The sequence below is a fragment of the Spirosoma aerophilum genome (genome assembly GCF_054782495.1).
In genome coordinates this window covers 1-14,409 of the sequence record NZ_BAAGSJ010000004.1, presented here as the reverse complement: position 1 = coordinate 14,409, position 14,409 = coordinate 1, and the positions used below count along the sequence as shown (strand labels likewise).

At 49.2% G+C, this 14,409-nt stretch carries 12 protein-coding genes; 7 read left to right on the top strand and 5 right to left on the bottom strand.

The annotated features are described in order from the left end of the window. The first annotated feature begins 39 nt into the window (after window positions 1–39). Together ACYVK4_RS01985 and ACYVK4_RS01980 are read left to right on the top strand one after the other, a co-directional pair. Entirely contained in the window at window positions 40–354 is a 315-nt protein-coding gene (locus tag ACYVK4_RS01985) for a nucleotidyltransferase family protein (RefSeq protein ID WP_461125816.1), read from the top strand. Then, window positions 344–691 (top strand): HepT-like ribonuclease domain-containing protein, encoded by a 348-nt coding sequence (locus ACYVK4_RS01980; RefSeq protein WP_461125815.1) that lies wholly within the window; start codon window positions 344–346, stop codon window positions 689–691. Before ACYVK4_RS01985 ends, ACYVK4_RS01980 begins: the two co-directional genes overlap by 11 nt. Before the next feature lie 120 nt (window positions 692–811). Here ACYVK4_RS01980 and ACYVK4_RS01975 read toward each other — a convergent pair whose 3' ends face one another. The 5 genes from ACYVK4_RS01975 to ACYVK4_RS01955 all read right to left on the bottom strand — a co-directional run bounded on the left by ACYVK4_RS01975 (window position 812) and on the right by ACYVK4_RS01955 (window position 8,324). Then, window positions 812–1,135 carry a type II toxin-antitoxin system PemK/MazF family toxin gene (locus ACYVK4_RS01975; RefSeq protein ID WP_461126649.1) on the bottom strand — a complete coding sequence of 108 codons (324 nt, stop codon included), beginning with the start codon at window positions 1,133–1,135 and terminating at the stop codon, window positions 812–814. Beyond that, window positions 1,129–1,329 carry a hypothetical protein gene (locus ACYVK4_RS01970; RefSeq protein WP_461125814.1) on the bottom strand — a complete coding sequence of 67 codons (201 nt, stop codon included), beginning with the start codon at window positions 1,327–1,329 and terminating at the stop codon, window positions 1,129–1,131. The genes ACYVK4_RS01975 and ACYVK4_RS01970 overlap by 7 nt, the downstream gene beginning before the upstream one ends. A gap of 157 nt (window positions 1,330–1,486) precedes the next feature. Beyond that, complete coding sequence (locus ACYVK4_RS01965; protein WP_461125813.1) at window positions 1,487–4,348, bottom strand: TonB-dependent receptor; 2,862 nt, start codon at window positions 4,346–4,348, stop codon at window positions 1,487–1,489. 176 nt (window positions 4,349–4,524) lie between these two features. Then, entirely contained in the window at window positions 4,525–7,092 is a 2,568-nt protein-coding gene (locus ACYVK4_RS01960; protein WP_461125812.1) for a TonB-dependent receptor, read from the bottom strand. Window positions 7,093–7,622: 530 nt separating this feature from the next. Beyond that, the gene (locus ACYVK4_RS01955; RefSeq protein ID WP_461125811.1) at window positions 7,623–8,324 is read right to left on the bottom strand and encodes a hypothetical protein; all 702 of its coding nucleotides are present in this window, start codon (window positions 8,322–8,324) and stop codon (window positions 7,623–7,625) included. A 393-nt stretch (window positions 8,325–8,717) separates the two neighbouring features. Between ACYVK4_RS01955 and ACYVK4_RS01950 the strand changes: the two genes are divergently transcribed. From ACYVK4_RS01950 to ACYVK4_RS01930, 5 genes are all read left to right on the top strand, one after another. Beyond that, window positions 8,718–10,298, top strand: a complete 1,581-nt coding sequence (locus ACYVK4_RS01950) for an amidase (protein WP_461125810.1) — start codon at window positions 8,718–8,720, stop codon at window positions 10,296–10,298. 97 nt (window positions 10,299–10,395) lie between these two features. Continuing rightward, a complete protein-coding gene (locus ACYVK4_RS01945; protein ID WP_461125809.1) occupies window positions 10,396–12,612 on the top strand; it encodes a penicillin acylase family protein in 2,217 nt (738 codons plus the stop codon). A 165-nt stretch (window positions 12,613–12,777) separates the two neighbouring features. Continuing rightward, window positions 12,778–13,227, top strand: coding sequence for a hypothetical protein (locus tag ACYVK4_RS01940; protein ID WP_461125808.1), 450 nt, complete (start codon window positions 12,778–12,780; stop codon window positions 13,225–13,227). A 50-nt stretch (window positions 13,228–13,277) separates the two neighbouring features. Then, window positions 13,278–13,721: a DUF5990 family protein gene (locus ACYVK4_RS01935; RefSeq protein WP_461125807.1), complete on the top strand. Its 444-nt coding sequence runs from the start codon at window positions 13,278–13,280 to the stop codon at window positions 13,719–13,721. A 74-nt stretch (window positions 13,722–13,795) separates the two neighbouring features. Continuing rightward, the gene (locus ACYVK4_RS01930; protein ID WP_461125806.1) at window positions 13,796–14,239 is read left to right on the top strand and encodes a DinB family protein; all 444 of its coding nucleotides are present in this window, start codon (window positions 13,796–13,798) and stop codon (window positions 14,237–14,239) included. Window positions 14,240–14,409 lie beyond the last annotated feature (170 nt).

Sequence of the window (14,409 nt, the reverse complement as noted above, 5' to 3'; positions counted from 1 at the left end):
TTTTTGTTTTATTAGTCGTTAGGCTTAACTTTCAGCATTGTGATTCATCCAATTTTAGAGCCATACAACGGAAAAATAAACGAGCTCTGTCGTCATTACAGCGTTTCGAAATTGTATGTATTTGGTTCTGTAACATCAGATGAATTTGATGAGGTCAGAAGTGATGTCGATTTTCTGGTCGAATTGCCCGACGAACTAGCCCCGGAAATGAAGGGAGATACTTACTTTCAACTTCTCTCAGAACTAGAAACGCTTTTAAATCGTCGGATCGATTTAGTATTAGGTCAATCATTCCGGAATCCGTATTTTGCTCGTGCTGTAGAAAAATCCAAAAAATTAATATATGCAGCGTGATATTCGAAAGTACCTAGCAGATATTGAGATTCATATTAACTACAGAGATGGCTTCCTGAAAGGGAAGCGAGATTTTACGATCTATACCAATGATCTTACTGTACAATATGCTGTTGAACGAGCACTCGGTATAATTGGCGAAGCAGCTAATCAAGTGCGAAAAATGCACCCTGATATTTCCATCAGTAGCCTAAATGAAATCATTAGTCTAAGACATATACTCATTCATGCTTACGACGGTGTGAACAATGCAATCATCTGGAGTATACTTGTTAACCATTTACCAACGCTGAAAAAGGAGGTCGATGCGTTGCTGATTGAGTTAGGAACAGAATAGATAGTTCAGCGAACAGTACGCCCGCAGCAAAAAGAAAGCTACGGTTTGACCGTCAGAAAATAGTTACTATGAAAAAGCCCCGTCCAGAAATGAACGGGGCTTTATTGTTGGAAAGACTTATTAATACGTGAACAAGGCGATCAAAGTAGCACAAATTTGCTGACAAGTCCCATCGTCTAATTGACCAATTTTTTTCAACAAGCGAGATCTGTCAACCGTTCTGACTTGGTCTAAAGTTACCTGACCATCTCGTCCGTCGAATTGACAATTAACTCGAGTAGGATAAGGTTTTTGGGCGCTGGTTAAGGGAGCAATGAGGACTGTGTTCAAGTATTTATTAACCGAATCGGGCGATATAACAATGCAAGGATGTGTTTTAGCAATTTCGCTTCTTTTCGTTGGATCTAGAGAAATCAACCATACTTCAAAACGACCTATTACCATTGCCATTCGTTTTGGTCAAAATCATTCGACATATTCTCAAACAAATCGTTCTCAGGCATATGACCAGCCTCTATTGCCAGCTGAAATAAACTATCCCAACCGGCACGTGGATTCGGTTTGGCTGGACGAAGAACGATAGCTCCATCTATGACCTGTAGATCAGCCTCATTTTCGATGCCTGTCTGTTGAAGCAAAGTGCGCGGAAGAATGATACCCTATGAATTGCCAATACGACGAATTTGTATGTGCATGATTTTTCCTGATGTTAGAAAAAAGGTATAACAAAAGGGAACAGAATAAAATTGCGTGTTTCACTACTAAGGATGCGTTTGCTCTGAAGTATGTAATCAATCACCGCATCAACTCATCAAACGTGATACTCAAGTAATACAACCCGCCAATACGAGCCAGCCCGTATCCCTGCGCATAATACTGGTTGAGTAGATTCGTACCACCCAGCTTTACGATAGACTTATAAGCAGGTACTTTATACGATACCTGTGCATCCAGACTTGTCCAGGAGGGCAACCAGACGTCGCCCGCGGTTGTGCCCTGCTCCACCCACATTTTATCCGTCCAGCGATAGGTTATTGTAGCACCCAGCCGGTCGGTAAGGCGTGGATTGCTTAGGGTAATATTGTACCGGTTTTCGGGAGAAATAAAGAAGTTGCGCCCTTTCTGGGTCACTTCAGGATTGCTCATTTTACGCTTAACGATCGGAGAACCGGCATTGTCATTGATAGTATTTCCCTGCGCATCCCTGAGTGTTACGGTACCCACCTGATGGGCAAAGTTTCCACTGATGGTAAAGCCCCGACCTAAGCCATATTCCGAGCCAACTCCCCAACCATCGACAAAAATCTCGTTGAAGTTGTTGAAGTTGATTTGTAGCGTCCGATAGGCGTTTGTTGAGAAGTCTGTAACCTGACCGCTATTGGGCTGATAGAAACTTTGTGCTGCAATAAAGTCAGTGTATTTGCTGTGGAAGTAAAAAGCATCTACGTAAAATCTATTTTGTATCAACGTCTTGTAGCCAACCTCCCAGGTTTTTATTTTTTCTGTCGTAAAATTGGCGGGGTTATAGGCCCGGGTACGCAGTTGTACTTCTGTGATACGCCCGGCAGTGAAATCTTTCACATCGCTGTCCAGATAAGCTGGATTCGTAAATAAACCTGCCGATTCGGCTGCGAGCTGCGAGCCACCCACATCGCCCCCTTTACCAGCCGCCGGAACCGCAAACAACTGCCCCGGCGAAGGATTTCGAAATGCCGACTGCCAGGATCCCCGGAAATTGTGCGGTCCGACACTCACTACTGCCGAAGCACGAGGTGTAAAACCCCCTTTAAAATACTGGTTCTTGTCGTAGCGAATAGCAACCGTTGGTTTCAGGGTGACCAGCGAGGTTAGTTTCCATTCCTTAGCAGCTTGAACATAGGCTCCGTATTCGTTGATCGTGTATTCGGAGTCATCAGCTTTCAGTGTAACAGCCGTGCCTCCTGTATTGAGCGCATAATGGCGCAGGCTTCCGCCCGCAATCACTTCAGCTACATTATCGAGGGCCTTTGTGAGGTTATACATGCCTTCATAATGCCAGAGGGCTGAGTTGTCCCGGAAACGCGTTCCTTTTGCGGTAGTTGAGCCGGGTATGAGATCGGTATTATAAGTGTTTGCATACGCATCCCGCACCGCGTTAAAGCGCTCAGATCCGGGTTCGTAGCGGCCCCGGTCGGCGGTGGCACGGGCATCACCGATGCTGAATTTATTTTCTATGTATACCTGTCCAAATTCTGCCGCCCACTGGTTCAGCGATTTCCAGCTATTGTTAATAGCGGTAGCCGTTTGGCCAATGTTCCAGTCTTCGGCCTGCTGCTGGGTAGTGTAAGCGCGCAGAAAGAAGTTATCTCCCCGTAGTTCAGCTTTGATCTGGTGGCGTTGGTAATTAGGGAAATACTCGCGGAAACCGGCTGTACGGATAAAGTTGCCATTGCCATAATACCAGCCCAGTGAAGCTTCTAGGTTTCCCGGTAGTTTGTAATGCAGCGACACATTGGCACGGTTATTAAAGACTTTACCGTTGTTTCCCAGTACATCCAGTTCGGTGTAGCCGGTACGCGTCACCAGCTTGTTCTGCAGCAATACATTGGCATAGTTTGCCGGAAACGTATACCCACCACCAGCATTAATATCATCGCCATAGATGTTAACACCGTCGTACTGAAAATTGGTGTTGGGGTCATTATTCGGTACATATCCAATGCCGGTGGCAATGCCTCCCCGACCAGGGTCAGTAGCAAAGAAATTAGCGCGGGCGCGGGTAGAGCGATCGCTGTAATCATCGGCGATAAAATCTGTGCCGCTCAGTCGTTGGAAATTCACTTTGATGGCAAAGCGTTCGCCGAGTTGCCGGGCATAGCGAATGGCTACATCACCATACCCTTTGGGTCCAAAATCGGCCTTACCGAAGTTATTGGCGCCAACCTTTATCTGCGCACTTAATCCCTGATACGTGAATGGGTTCTTGCTGGACGTGAGCATTAGCCCCTGCAAGGCATCGGGGCCATACAGCGCCGACGATGCTCCCGGAATCAGTTCAATACTCTCGACATCCAGATCTGAGATACCCGCCACATTGCCAAACCCGAAACCCAGCCCCGGCGAGCGATTGTCCATCCCATCTGTCAGTTGCAAAAAACGATTGTTGTTGTTGGCACCAAAGCCCCGCAGGTTAACCGATTTAAAGGTGAGACTTTGCGTGAGCAGATCAACACCTTTCACATTCTGAAGGGCATCGAACGGGCTGGTGGCTGGCGATTGCTGAAATTGACGGGCTCCCAGTTTCTCGACTGTTACGGCCGCTTTCTGAATATCTTCCGGTACCCGACTCGCCGATACAACCACTTCATTGGCCTGAATCGCTTCTTCGCTCAGCGTAATGACCAGGCTGCGGAAGTTATTTCCCCGAACCGACACATCCTGTCGTTTGTATCCGATGAAGGATACCGTAAGGGTTAGTGGTAATGATTCATTGGTAGGAAGTAAAAATCGCCCGTCAGCCTGCGTAATCGTCCCCGTATTCGTGCCCCGGATAATGATTGTTACGCCTGCCAGGGGCTGTTTTTGCTCGTCGGTAACAATGCCCGCAATATTCATCTGAGCCCGGACCGTTAGTACCCCTGATAATGATAGTAACAAGAGAAGAAAGACGTGTTTCATTAGTGATCGAGTAGTGGTAATTGAAAACAAATGGGGCAAATTAGAAAAAAGCGGTTTACGTTAAATAAAATTAACGTAAACCGCTTTTACAATTTGAATAACTTATAATCTGGTACCGTTGTCAGACAATTGGCCTAATCCGAATGGTTTTATTCTTCGGGAAGCCTTACATTTAGTTAGAACGTATACCGTAAGGTTGTACCGTACGTTCGGGGATCACCCAGAACGGCCGCATACTGGCCGGCATTGCCAGCCGCTGGCAAGAGTTGCTCGAAGTAGTTTGTGTTCGTCAGATTGCGGGACCACAGCAAGATCGACACGCCATTGGAAGCACGGAAGCCAACGCGTGCATTCATCAAAGCATACCCGTCGATGTTCAGATAAGCCGAGGGTGATGCGCTCGATGAGAACGAAGAACGGTAATAACCATCGACCGCCAGAAAGAACCGACCATCCTGATTCAATAACTTTCCATTACCCGAAACCTCGCCACCCAGCGAGCCCGACCACTTGGAAATGCCGGGAAGAACACCACCAGAAATGTCTTTGAATGCTGACTCTCCACCGGTCTCCTCCAGCGGAACGGGAGCGTTTTTGAACGACACATATTTGCCATCAGTATAAGAAACGGCTCCATTAATGGAGAAACGGTTGTTGACCCGGAGGTTCCCGTCAACTTCAACGCCTTGTACCCGCACTTTCTCCGCATTGGCCAGGTACCCTCGGTTTACACCCACCTCCGCGGTTTGCACCTGTGTCTGGTAATCTCTGATATCTGTGTTATAAACAGTGACGTTAAAGGTTGAACTTGGCGTCGGTTTGGTTTTTACACCCAATTCGTAATGAGTCACATACTCCGGCTTTACTCTAGCCAAATCAATCAAAACGGCACCATTGGCGGTTGGTAGTCCGCCGAGGTTTACCCCAACCGGCTTATAGCTATTAGCATAAGTGGCATATGCATTAAACCGTTTACTTGCCCGGTAGGCAAGCGTTACCTGCCCCGAGAAATTATTGTCCTCTACGCCAAATGCGAATGCCTGATTCGTATAAACAGCGTTTTTTAGAGCAAGCAGGGCAGGGTCGGTCGTTTGCAGGCCGCCATAGGTTTCCCGTTTATAGTCAACGTCTTTCTTGTCGTAATTGAATCGCAAGCCCGGCAGTAAGTGCCATTTGTCGGTAATCGCCCAGTCGATCTGACCAAATACGGCCGCGCCGATGGTCTTGAGCCGCGAGGTTGTTTTGGTGCCGAAACCATCAAATAGACCGGGTGTTTTCCACAAAGCACTGGTCGAGCTTTGCGAAAATCGCCACTGTGCCGAGCCTGACTCTTCTGTTTGGACAGGGTCTGATTTCAAATCCTGATCGATGAAGAAAACGCCCAAAACACCGCTGAGTTTTGATGAAAACTGACCCGCGTATCGAATTTCCTGCGTCCATTGGGCATGCCGGGAATTACCCTGTGATTTGGTCAGGACCGGAAGTCCGGTAAAGTCCCGATCGTTCGAGGGGTCCCATATCCAGTAACGCCATGCCGTTGTTGAGGTCAGCGTACCGCTACCAATTTTCGCATCGACGTTAACGGAAAGACCGCCGAAGTCGTTGTTGGACCGCCAGGGCGTGTCGGTATCGGTAACCCGATCGAATGGGTTGGTGCTGGGCAATTTATAGCCCAGGTCGGCAATAATGTTATTGAACTGGCGGTAAGCTGCCCGTTTTGTCGGAACAACGCCAGCAACTACTGTAGCGTAGCCATCAGGGCGCTGACGAGAGTTGTCGCCTGCGAAGGTAATCTTAACCTTGTCAGATGGCGTGTACAGCAACTGAGCTCTATAACCCAGGTTATTCAGTGTGTTGGTGGGCTTCAGCGTTGTCAGGTTGTAGATGGTTCCATCGCGTTGAGTACCAGAAAAGGAGGCTCTGACGGCCAGTTTTTTGCTGATGGGTCCAGTCAGAGATGCTTTCGCCTGTATGTAGTTCAGGTTACCGTAGCTCACTTCAAAGCTGGCACCGGGCTGAAAGCTAGGAGCACGGGTCGTGATGTTAAAGGCACCAGCAGTAGTGTTCTTACCAAAGAGCGTACCCTGTGGGCCACGAAGCACTTCAACCTGTTCGATGTCGATAAAATCGAGCGAGGTCGCGGCCGGTCGGGCATAATATACCCCATCTACATAGAAGCCAACGCCGGGGTCGATACCATCGTTGGTAAGCCCGAAGCTCGATCCCAACCCACGAATATTAAGGGTCGTATTACGGGCGTTGGATGAATAGAGCTGTACGCTCGGAACCAGTTCTTTTAACCGGTTCACATTGAATGCACCGGCATCTTCGGCTCGAACGCCACTGACAACCGAAATCGGAATGGGGACATCCTGGGCTGACTCCTGCCGACGCCGGGAGCTGATAACGACATCTGCTAGCTGATTCGTCCCTTCTTCGAGTTTAATTTCTACGTTATCGCTGCTCAGGACAACATCCTGAGTTTGATACCCTAAATAAGATACCGTTACGACAAAAGGGAGCTTCTGGCCGGTGAGCAGGGTAAATTGGCCATTTTGATTCGTGGCTCCTCCGTTTGTTGTTCCTTTTATAACAACAGTTGCGCCGATCAGGCTTTTTTCGGTGCGAGCGTCAATGACTTTGCCCGTTACCGTTGCATTGATGACAGGGGCATTTTGAGCAAATAGAAGGAGAGGCCCTAAAATGGCACTGATCAGAAAAGTGGATGTTAAAATTCGTTTCATTCTTACTTCTGATGGCTACTAATTTTGGTTGAGTTGATCTCAAATACACGCTGGTCTGCTTGGCACTGAAGCGTATAGTCTGATAATTCGTGAACTGCTACTAACTTTTTTTAAGGTGAAAAACAGACTATTCTGGCATAGTCCCTATTCTCCCGGTTGTAGATAGACTATTAGTACTTATAGTCTATTGATATTATAGATTATGCAAAACAGCAAGTAGTTTATCTTACTTCCAAATGGGCTGGCAGAAATTCTCAGGATTCCTGTAATTATCTTGAGGGGAGACTATTCAATCTTGAAAACAGTCAATAAGTAGGAGCGGACAAATAACTTAAAAGGATGTCTTTATTTGATTAGTACAAGTCTATAGAGAATAGGAGTAATAGTAATTCATTGATGAGCAAGGCTATTATTACTTTCACAAGTCCATGAATAGCCTAATAGTTATACCGGAAATATTAGTATAATAAAAAAGTCGGCTCGATATCTAGCGTATCAAACCGACTAAAAAAATTAGATGAATGGCTGTTCTAAGCTGCACGGCTGCTCTGCGGACGGCGTAAGACCGTGGAACGCAGTGGTTGTGTAGCGGCACGAGCCTCTTCAATCACCTGCTCCGATACCATACCCAGATGATTCGCCCGTTTGAGCACATAATCGAAGGGCAGGTTAAAATAGTTGGATACTTCGCTCCGGAAGCTGTCGGGGAAACGGGATAACCGCAGACCAAAAAACTTACGCACTTCACTTTCGGGCAGCATAGCCGCCAAAGCCACACGTTCTGCTTCAACCAACAAATCCTTACGAACCGGATAAAGGTGTTCGAGCCCAATGGAAGCGGCCAGGATATTCAGAAACAGATTTTTGTACATAGCCGACAGTTCTGCCGGTAAAATAATCCAGCCCTGCTCCCGAAACTTGGCCGAGAAACCGGTCAGCCCTTTCTCCCCGCGAATCTCCCCGGCGATCAGCTCGTTCGGGAAACGCAGTTGGTTGGCTTCGGTATCGGCATCTATCTTCTGAAGCCGGAAAACGATGGCTTCAATGGGGCTTTTTGTAAAAAGTAAATCACCGGGCATGGCGCGCGTATTCTCCCACTGGTCTGTCATCCGCATGAACAGACTTTCGTTGACGGGAAGGTTTTCGGCGTTGCCAAGACTGATGAGCATTTGGCGAAAAGCCGCCAGAAAATCAATCTGGAGCTGATTCGGATTTGAGCGTCCTTTCTTCATTCGGATTGAGTTGCCAGATGTTGGTTTTTACACCAAAATCCGGCTCATTAGTATGGTTGTTTATAAAAAATCGGGGAGGTAAATATACACAATAAACCGCTGATTAAAAAGGAGTAACATAAACATAATTCAGATCGGTTTTCGTGTCTGCCAGCCTGTAGCCTGTAGTGGTACTCCAGACAGCCGAAGGCTATTTTTTGACGAACCTTCGTATCCTTCGGTTGCCCGGAGTACCACTCCAGCCTACAGGCCGAGCTACTAAATGCAATCATCCATTAAATTCTGTATCTGCGTGGCCACACAAAACAAAAACAGATCAAATATTCCTTTATAGGCTTAATACCCGTGAGAAAGTTTATTTTTACCCTACGATTACACCCGTCAACAACCTGTATGCAACAACCTATCCGGCTGATTCAGTTTTTAAAAATCTGCTCCTATCTCATTCTGCTTATTCCAGCCCTGTTTTCATCCGCTCAGGCCCAGCAAAAATCAATCAAATCCTTCGACTTGCTCGAAACGACTATCAGCGATATTCACCGGGCTTACCGGGCCGGTTCGCTGACGAGTGAGCAATTGGTCAATGCCTATCTGGAGCGCATCAAAACGTATGACAAGCCCACCAAACTGAATGCCATTGTTATGATTAACCCGGAAGCCATAGCCACGGCGCGTGCTCTGGATGCTGAGTTCAAGAAGACCGGCAAGATGCGGCCCCTGCACGGTATTCCGGTTATTGTTAAAGACAACTATAATACGAAAGGGCTGCAAACAACGGGCGGCTCCATTGCCCTGAAAGGCTTTGCACCTGCCGAAGATTCGTATCAGGTAAAAAAACTTCGTGAAGCGGGTGCCATCGTGCTGGCCAAATCAAATATGGCCGAGTGGGCCTTTACGCCCATGCATTCACAGAGTTCTATTTTGGGCGAAACGCTGAATCCGTATAATCTGGCTTATGTGCCTGCCGGATCGAGTGGGGGAACGGCGGCAGCCGTGGCCGCTAACCTCGGCGCGGTTGGGCTGGGTTCCGATACGGGTAATTCCATTCGCGGGCCATCGTCGCACAATGCGCTGGTGGGGTTGCGGACGTCGCTGGGGCTGGTGAGCCGGTATGGTATAATTCCGCTCTACAGTCGCAATGATGTCGGCGGGCCTATGTGCCGGACGGTGGAGGATGCGGTCCGGCTGCTGGACGCTACGGCCGGGTACGACCCCAACGATCCAATCACGAAAAACAGTCGGGGAAAGGTGCCGAAGAGCTACGCCCAGTTTTTGCGAAAAGATGGCCTGAAGGGAGCCCGGATCGGCGTCATGCGTCAGTTGAGCGACAAGAACGTTCACCCGGAAATCAAACAACTCTTTGACAAAGCGTTGGCCGACATGGCTCGGGCGGGTGCGGAAATCATCGACGTGACGATTCCGGAGTTCGATTCGCTGCGGGCGAACCAATCGTGTGCCGAGTTCAGAACCGACATCGAACATTATCTGCAAACCTTCGTGAAACGCGATACCCTGAAAACGCTGGAAGATATTATCCGTATAGGCGGCTATTCGGACCTCGTGCGCGACCGACTGACCTATCAGCAAACCCATTCGGGTCGGGCGCGTCATCCCGAAATTCCTTGTGGCGACCCGTTTACCGATCCCTTACGCATTGCCTATCGGAATGGTGTTGAAGCTGAAATGAACCGCCTGAAGGTCGATGCGCTGGTGTATCCAACCTGGAATTATCCACCCGCTCTGGTTGGTGATGCGAAAGGCTATAAAGGCGACAACAGCCAGGTGGTAGCCCCGGCGACCGGTCAGCCTGCGTTTACAATTCCCATGGGCTACACCACCGGTGATTTACCGGCTGGTGTCCAGTTCCTGGGTCGTATCTTCGACGAACCAACCCTGATCCGGCTCGCCTACGCCTACGAACAGGCAACCCACCACCGCATGCCACCCAAACGGTTTGGGGCCATCGGGCAGTAATGTCTGGGCCAAGCTCAAGCCTGGCCTGTGCAGCTACTATTCTAATGGCTAAGCCAGAGCTTGGCCCAGACGAAACAACTATTCAACTTAATCATTCATGAATCGACCACCGTTATTGTCCATTAGCTTCCTGGCTAGTCTGTTTATCTGCCTGAGTGGATATTCCTTACAGGCGCAATCCTTCACCAAAGCCGACATTGCCCGCTGGCAGCAGAAGGCCAAACAGGTGACCATCACCCGCGATACCTGGGGCGTGCCGCACATCTACGGGAAGACCGATGCCGATGTGGTGTTCGGTCTATTGTTTACCCAATGCGAAGATGACTTCGGACGGGTGGAGGAAAACTACATCACCTCCACCGGCCGACTGGCCGAAGTAGAAGGCGAGTCCGCAATCTACCACGACCTACGGGCGCGTCTGTTTCTGGATACGACGCAGGCCATCGCCATTTATAAGAAGAGCCCACTTTGGATGAAAAGTCTGCTGGACGCTTTTGCCGATGGCACCAACTACTACCTCTATACACACCCGGAAGTAAAACCCCGGCTCCTGACCCGTTTCCAGCCCTGGATGCCGCTCATGTTCAGCGAAGGCAGCATTGGCGGGAATATCAGCGTGGTATCGACCGAACGGTTGAAAGCGTTCTACGAGCAGCGTAAGTCAACGTCATACAATGATTATTCCGATCACTACGAACGCGAATCCATTGGCTCGAACGGCTTTGCCATTGCACCCGCTAAAAGTGCCACTAAAAACGCTCTGTTGCTAATCAATCCGCATACGTCTTTCTACTTCCGCTCGGAGGTACACATGGTTAGCCAGGAAAAACTGAACGCCTATGGAGCCGTGACCTGGGGGCAGTTCTTCATCTATCAGGGGTTCAACGAAAACTGCGGCTGGATGCACACGACCAGCTATGCCGACTCTATGGATGAGTATCTGGAAACCATTCAGAAGAAAGGCAACACCTTATATTACAAGCATGGTAAGGACTTAAAGCCAGTTCGCACCCAAAACGTGCGGATTCCTTACAAAACGGCCAGTGGGATGCAGTATAAAGACTTTACCATGTATTTTACTCAGCATGGGCCCATTGCAGGGGAGCAAGACGGCAAATGGATCGCTATCGATATGATGAACACGCCCCTCAATGCGCTGTCGCAGTCGTATTTGCGGACGAAGGCGACTGGTTATGACAGTTTCAAAGAGGTGATGAAGCTTAATGGTAATGCCTCCAATAACACCATCTTCGCTGATAAAAATGGGACGATCGCTTACTGGCACGGTAACTTCATGCCCAAACGTGACCCCAAGTTCGATTGGGAGGAGCCCGTTGATGGCAGTAACCCCGAAACCGATTGGAAGGGCTTACATGCGGTCGATGAAATCGTGCAGGTCCGAAACCCGGCCAGCGGCTGGATTCAGAATTGCAACGCTACGCCCTTTACGGTTTCGGGTAGCAGCAGCCCTGACAAGAGCAAATATCCCACCTACATGGCGCCCGATGCCCAGAACTACCGGGGCATCAATGCTGCCCGTGTCCTGAGTCAGAAAAAACTGTTCACCCTCGACACCCTTATTGCGGCTGCCAACGACCCGCACCTGGCGGCCTTCGACGAACTGCTACCTCCCTTGCTGGCCGCTTACCAAACTGTTTCGGGCGATGCTGCGAACCAGTCGAAAGACTTGGCCGAAGCCATTGGGGTGTTAAAAGCCTGGGATAAGTCGTATGGCAAAGCGTCGGTTGGGCAGACGCTGGCTATTTTCTGGGGGGAGAAAATCCAACGGCTGGCCCGGAGTCGTGCGGCTGGCGATCAGCGGTTCGATAACCTGACGCTCACGGCCTACACCATCAGCAGCACCTCACCACAGGAGAAAGTAAAAGCCTTGGCCGATGTTCTGGCCGACCTCACCCGCGACTTTGGTACCTGGAAAACACCCTGGGGCGACATCAATCGGTATCAGCGACTCACCGGCAAGGTTCAGGAAACGTATGACGATTTGAAGCCCAGCATTCCCGTTGGCTTTACGTCTTCGGCCTGGGGATCGCTGGCGGCTTTTGCGGCCAAGACCTACCCCGGCACCAAAAAGCGTTACGGTAGTGTGGGCAACAGCTTCGTTGCTGTGGTGGAATTTGGTGAAAAAGTAAAAGCCCGTTCTGTCGTAACGGGTGGCCAAAGCAGCCAGCCCGGCACCAAGCACTTCACCGATCAGGCTCCGCTTTACTGCGAGGGCCAGTTTAAAGACGTATTGTTCTATCCCGAAGACATCCAGAAGCACGTTGAGAAGACGTACCGCCCGGGGGAGAAGTAGCGTGATCAAACCAGGAAGGTCTGCGTGATCTTCCTGGTTTACTACGCAAAGCGGAGAAAGCGTTGGGTAACTGGTTCGACGTTCGTGCTTTCCATGATCAGGTGCGGAAAGTCGCTGTCACGGTATGGCCTATAGAAAACACCCCATCCATTTTTACCAAACTACATGAACTACAAGACCCTCCTTCTCTTACTACCATTCAGTTCAGCTCTCTTCAGCTGTAATCAAAAAACCACCGAGTCACCCCTTGTAGGCACCTGGGAATTGGTATCAGCGACGAGTACGGAAAAAGATTCGACGGTCTCCACCTTCGACCCGACGCATAAGATGATCAAGATCATCAACGCCACACACTTCGCTTTCCTGAACCATGCAGTCTCGAAAGACGACTCATCGGCAACGCGATTCAGTGGGGGTGGTGGAAAATATACGCTGGCTGATAGTGTATATACTGAGAACCTGGAGTACTTCACCGACAAGGCGTGGGAGAATAATAAATTTCAGTTCGTGGTGAAATTTGTTGGTGACACGCTGGTGCAGAAAGGCGTCGAAAAAGTAGAAAAGCTGGGTATCGACCACATCATCATCGAGAAGTACAAACGCGTAAACGACTAGTCGTTTGTATGCCGACCGAGATGATCGGAGGTTTATGGTGTAAAATGAACATGAAGCAAGAAGTAAAGCTGCATATCCGCTTAGAGAGCCCACCGCCGGGTGTTGATTTTAGCATTCAAAGCGGAAGTGGACATCAGTACAATACCCTGCAAAAACAACGCTCTACCCTTCAGGATTTATCATTCGAGTGTACCGTTACCGCAAAAACTGGTGCCGATAATCAGCCTGATTTTGCCGGGGCTGTCGTTCAGGGGCCACCGGCTAATCGGTTTATTTATATTAACATCGGGAAGAGCGCCAGGCAGTTCGACTCTGTCTGGAGCCGACGGTTAAAGGTTCCGCTGAAAGGAATTACGGCCGAAATGGTTGACCAGACTACGGGCGATTCGGCGATGGTTCTGGAAACGAAGGTTCCGGGAACAGGCAAGGATGGAGGGCCAACGTGTGGGACGGTGAAGCCGTTTATGGGTTGGTATGTCGCGAAGAAAGGGTAACACAATCAGAACATACCAGGTAAGACCACCAGCTGGTCGTTGACAGATACGTAGCCGAAAAAGCAGTAAAACGAATGCAAAAAGAAATTTTCCTCGATATGATAGCCCAAAACCAGATGACAGTTTGGGCTGTGTTTGATAAGGTTACACCCGAAAATGCCGGTTTACGGCTGAATGAGCAAACCGCTTCGGCGGGGTTCATCTATCGTCATGTTGGCGAAACTATCAATCTGTTCGGCTACTTTTTTGGCTTGCCCATGACGGTGCAAAATACGACCATGGGTCAACTCGATCAGGGACAAGGACAGGATACTGAAGCAAGCCGCCAGTTGCTCGAACAAGGCTATGCGCGCTTCAAAAAGTATGTTGAAGAAACCCCTGATGCGGCCTGGTCTGAGTTGATTGATACGCCATTCTTTGGTCCCGTATCCCGCGTGCGGCTTTTCTCCCACGTGCTCTTTCATACATCGTACCATGCCGGGCAAGTCGCGCTAACGCTGGCGAGAGGAGGGGCGTGACGAAATAACGTCGAAGCAGGTGTTTGAGCTACTGGACCGCTAATCTTTACATTAACGCAAATAATGGGTCAGCTCGATCCAAATTTAGTTTATACGTATTGCTAGCAGATCATTTTTTTAACCACAGAGACGGTCCGCCGTTGCGGCACAAAGCGCACAGAGGTTGATGA

What these genes read in the sequence shown, in the direction of transcription:
- ACYVK4_RS01930 (WP_461125806.1), top strand. Translation starts at nt 13,796, where the DNA reads ATGCAAAAAGAAATTTTCCTCGATATGATAGCCCAAAACCAGATGACA.
- ACYVK4_RS01965 (WP_461125813.1), bottom strand. Translation starts at nt 4,348, where the DNA reads ATGAAACACGTCTTTCTTCTCTTGTTACTATCATTATCAGGGGTACTA.
- ACYVK4_RS01945 (WP_461125809.1), top strand. Translation starts at nt 10,396, where the DNA reads ATGAATCGACCACCGTTATTGTCCATTAGCTTCCTGGCTAGTCTGTTT.
- ACYVK4_RS01980 (WP_461125815.1), top strand. Translation starts at nt 344, where the DNA reads ATGCAGCGTGATATTCGAAAGTACCTAGCAGATATTGAGATTCATATT.
- ACYVK4_RS01955 (WP_461125811.1), bottom strand. Translation starts at nt 8,324, where the DNA reads ATGAAGAAAGGACGCTCAAATCCGAATCAGCTCCAGATTGATTTTCTG.
- ACYVK4_RS01940 (WP_461125808.1), top strand. Translation starts at nt 12,778, where the DNA reads ATGAACTACAAGACCCTCCTTCTCTTACTACCATTCAGTTCAGCTCTC.
- ACYVK4_RS01950 (WP_461125810.1), top strand. Translation starts at nt 8,718, where the DNA reads ATGCAACAACCTATCCGGCTGATTCAGTTTTTAAAAATCTGCTCCTAT.
- ACYVK4_RS01935 (WP_461125807.1), top strand. Translation starts at nt 13,278, where the DNA reads ATGAAGCAAGAAGTAAAGCTGCATATCCGCTTAGAGAGCCCACCGCCG.
- ACYVK4_RS01975 (WP_461126649.1), bottom strand. Translation starts at nt 1,135, where the DNA reads ATGGTAATAGGTCGTTTTGAAGTATGGTTGATTTCTCTAGATCCAACG.
- ACYVK4_RS01960 (WP_461125812.1), bottom strand. Translation starts at nt 7,092, where the DNA reads ATGAAACGAATTTTAACATCCACTTTTCTGATCAGTGCCATTTTAGGG.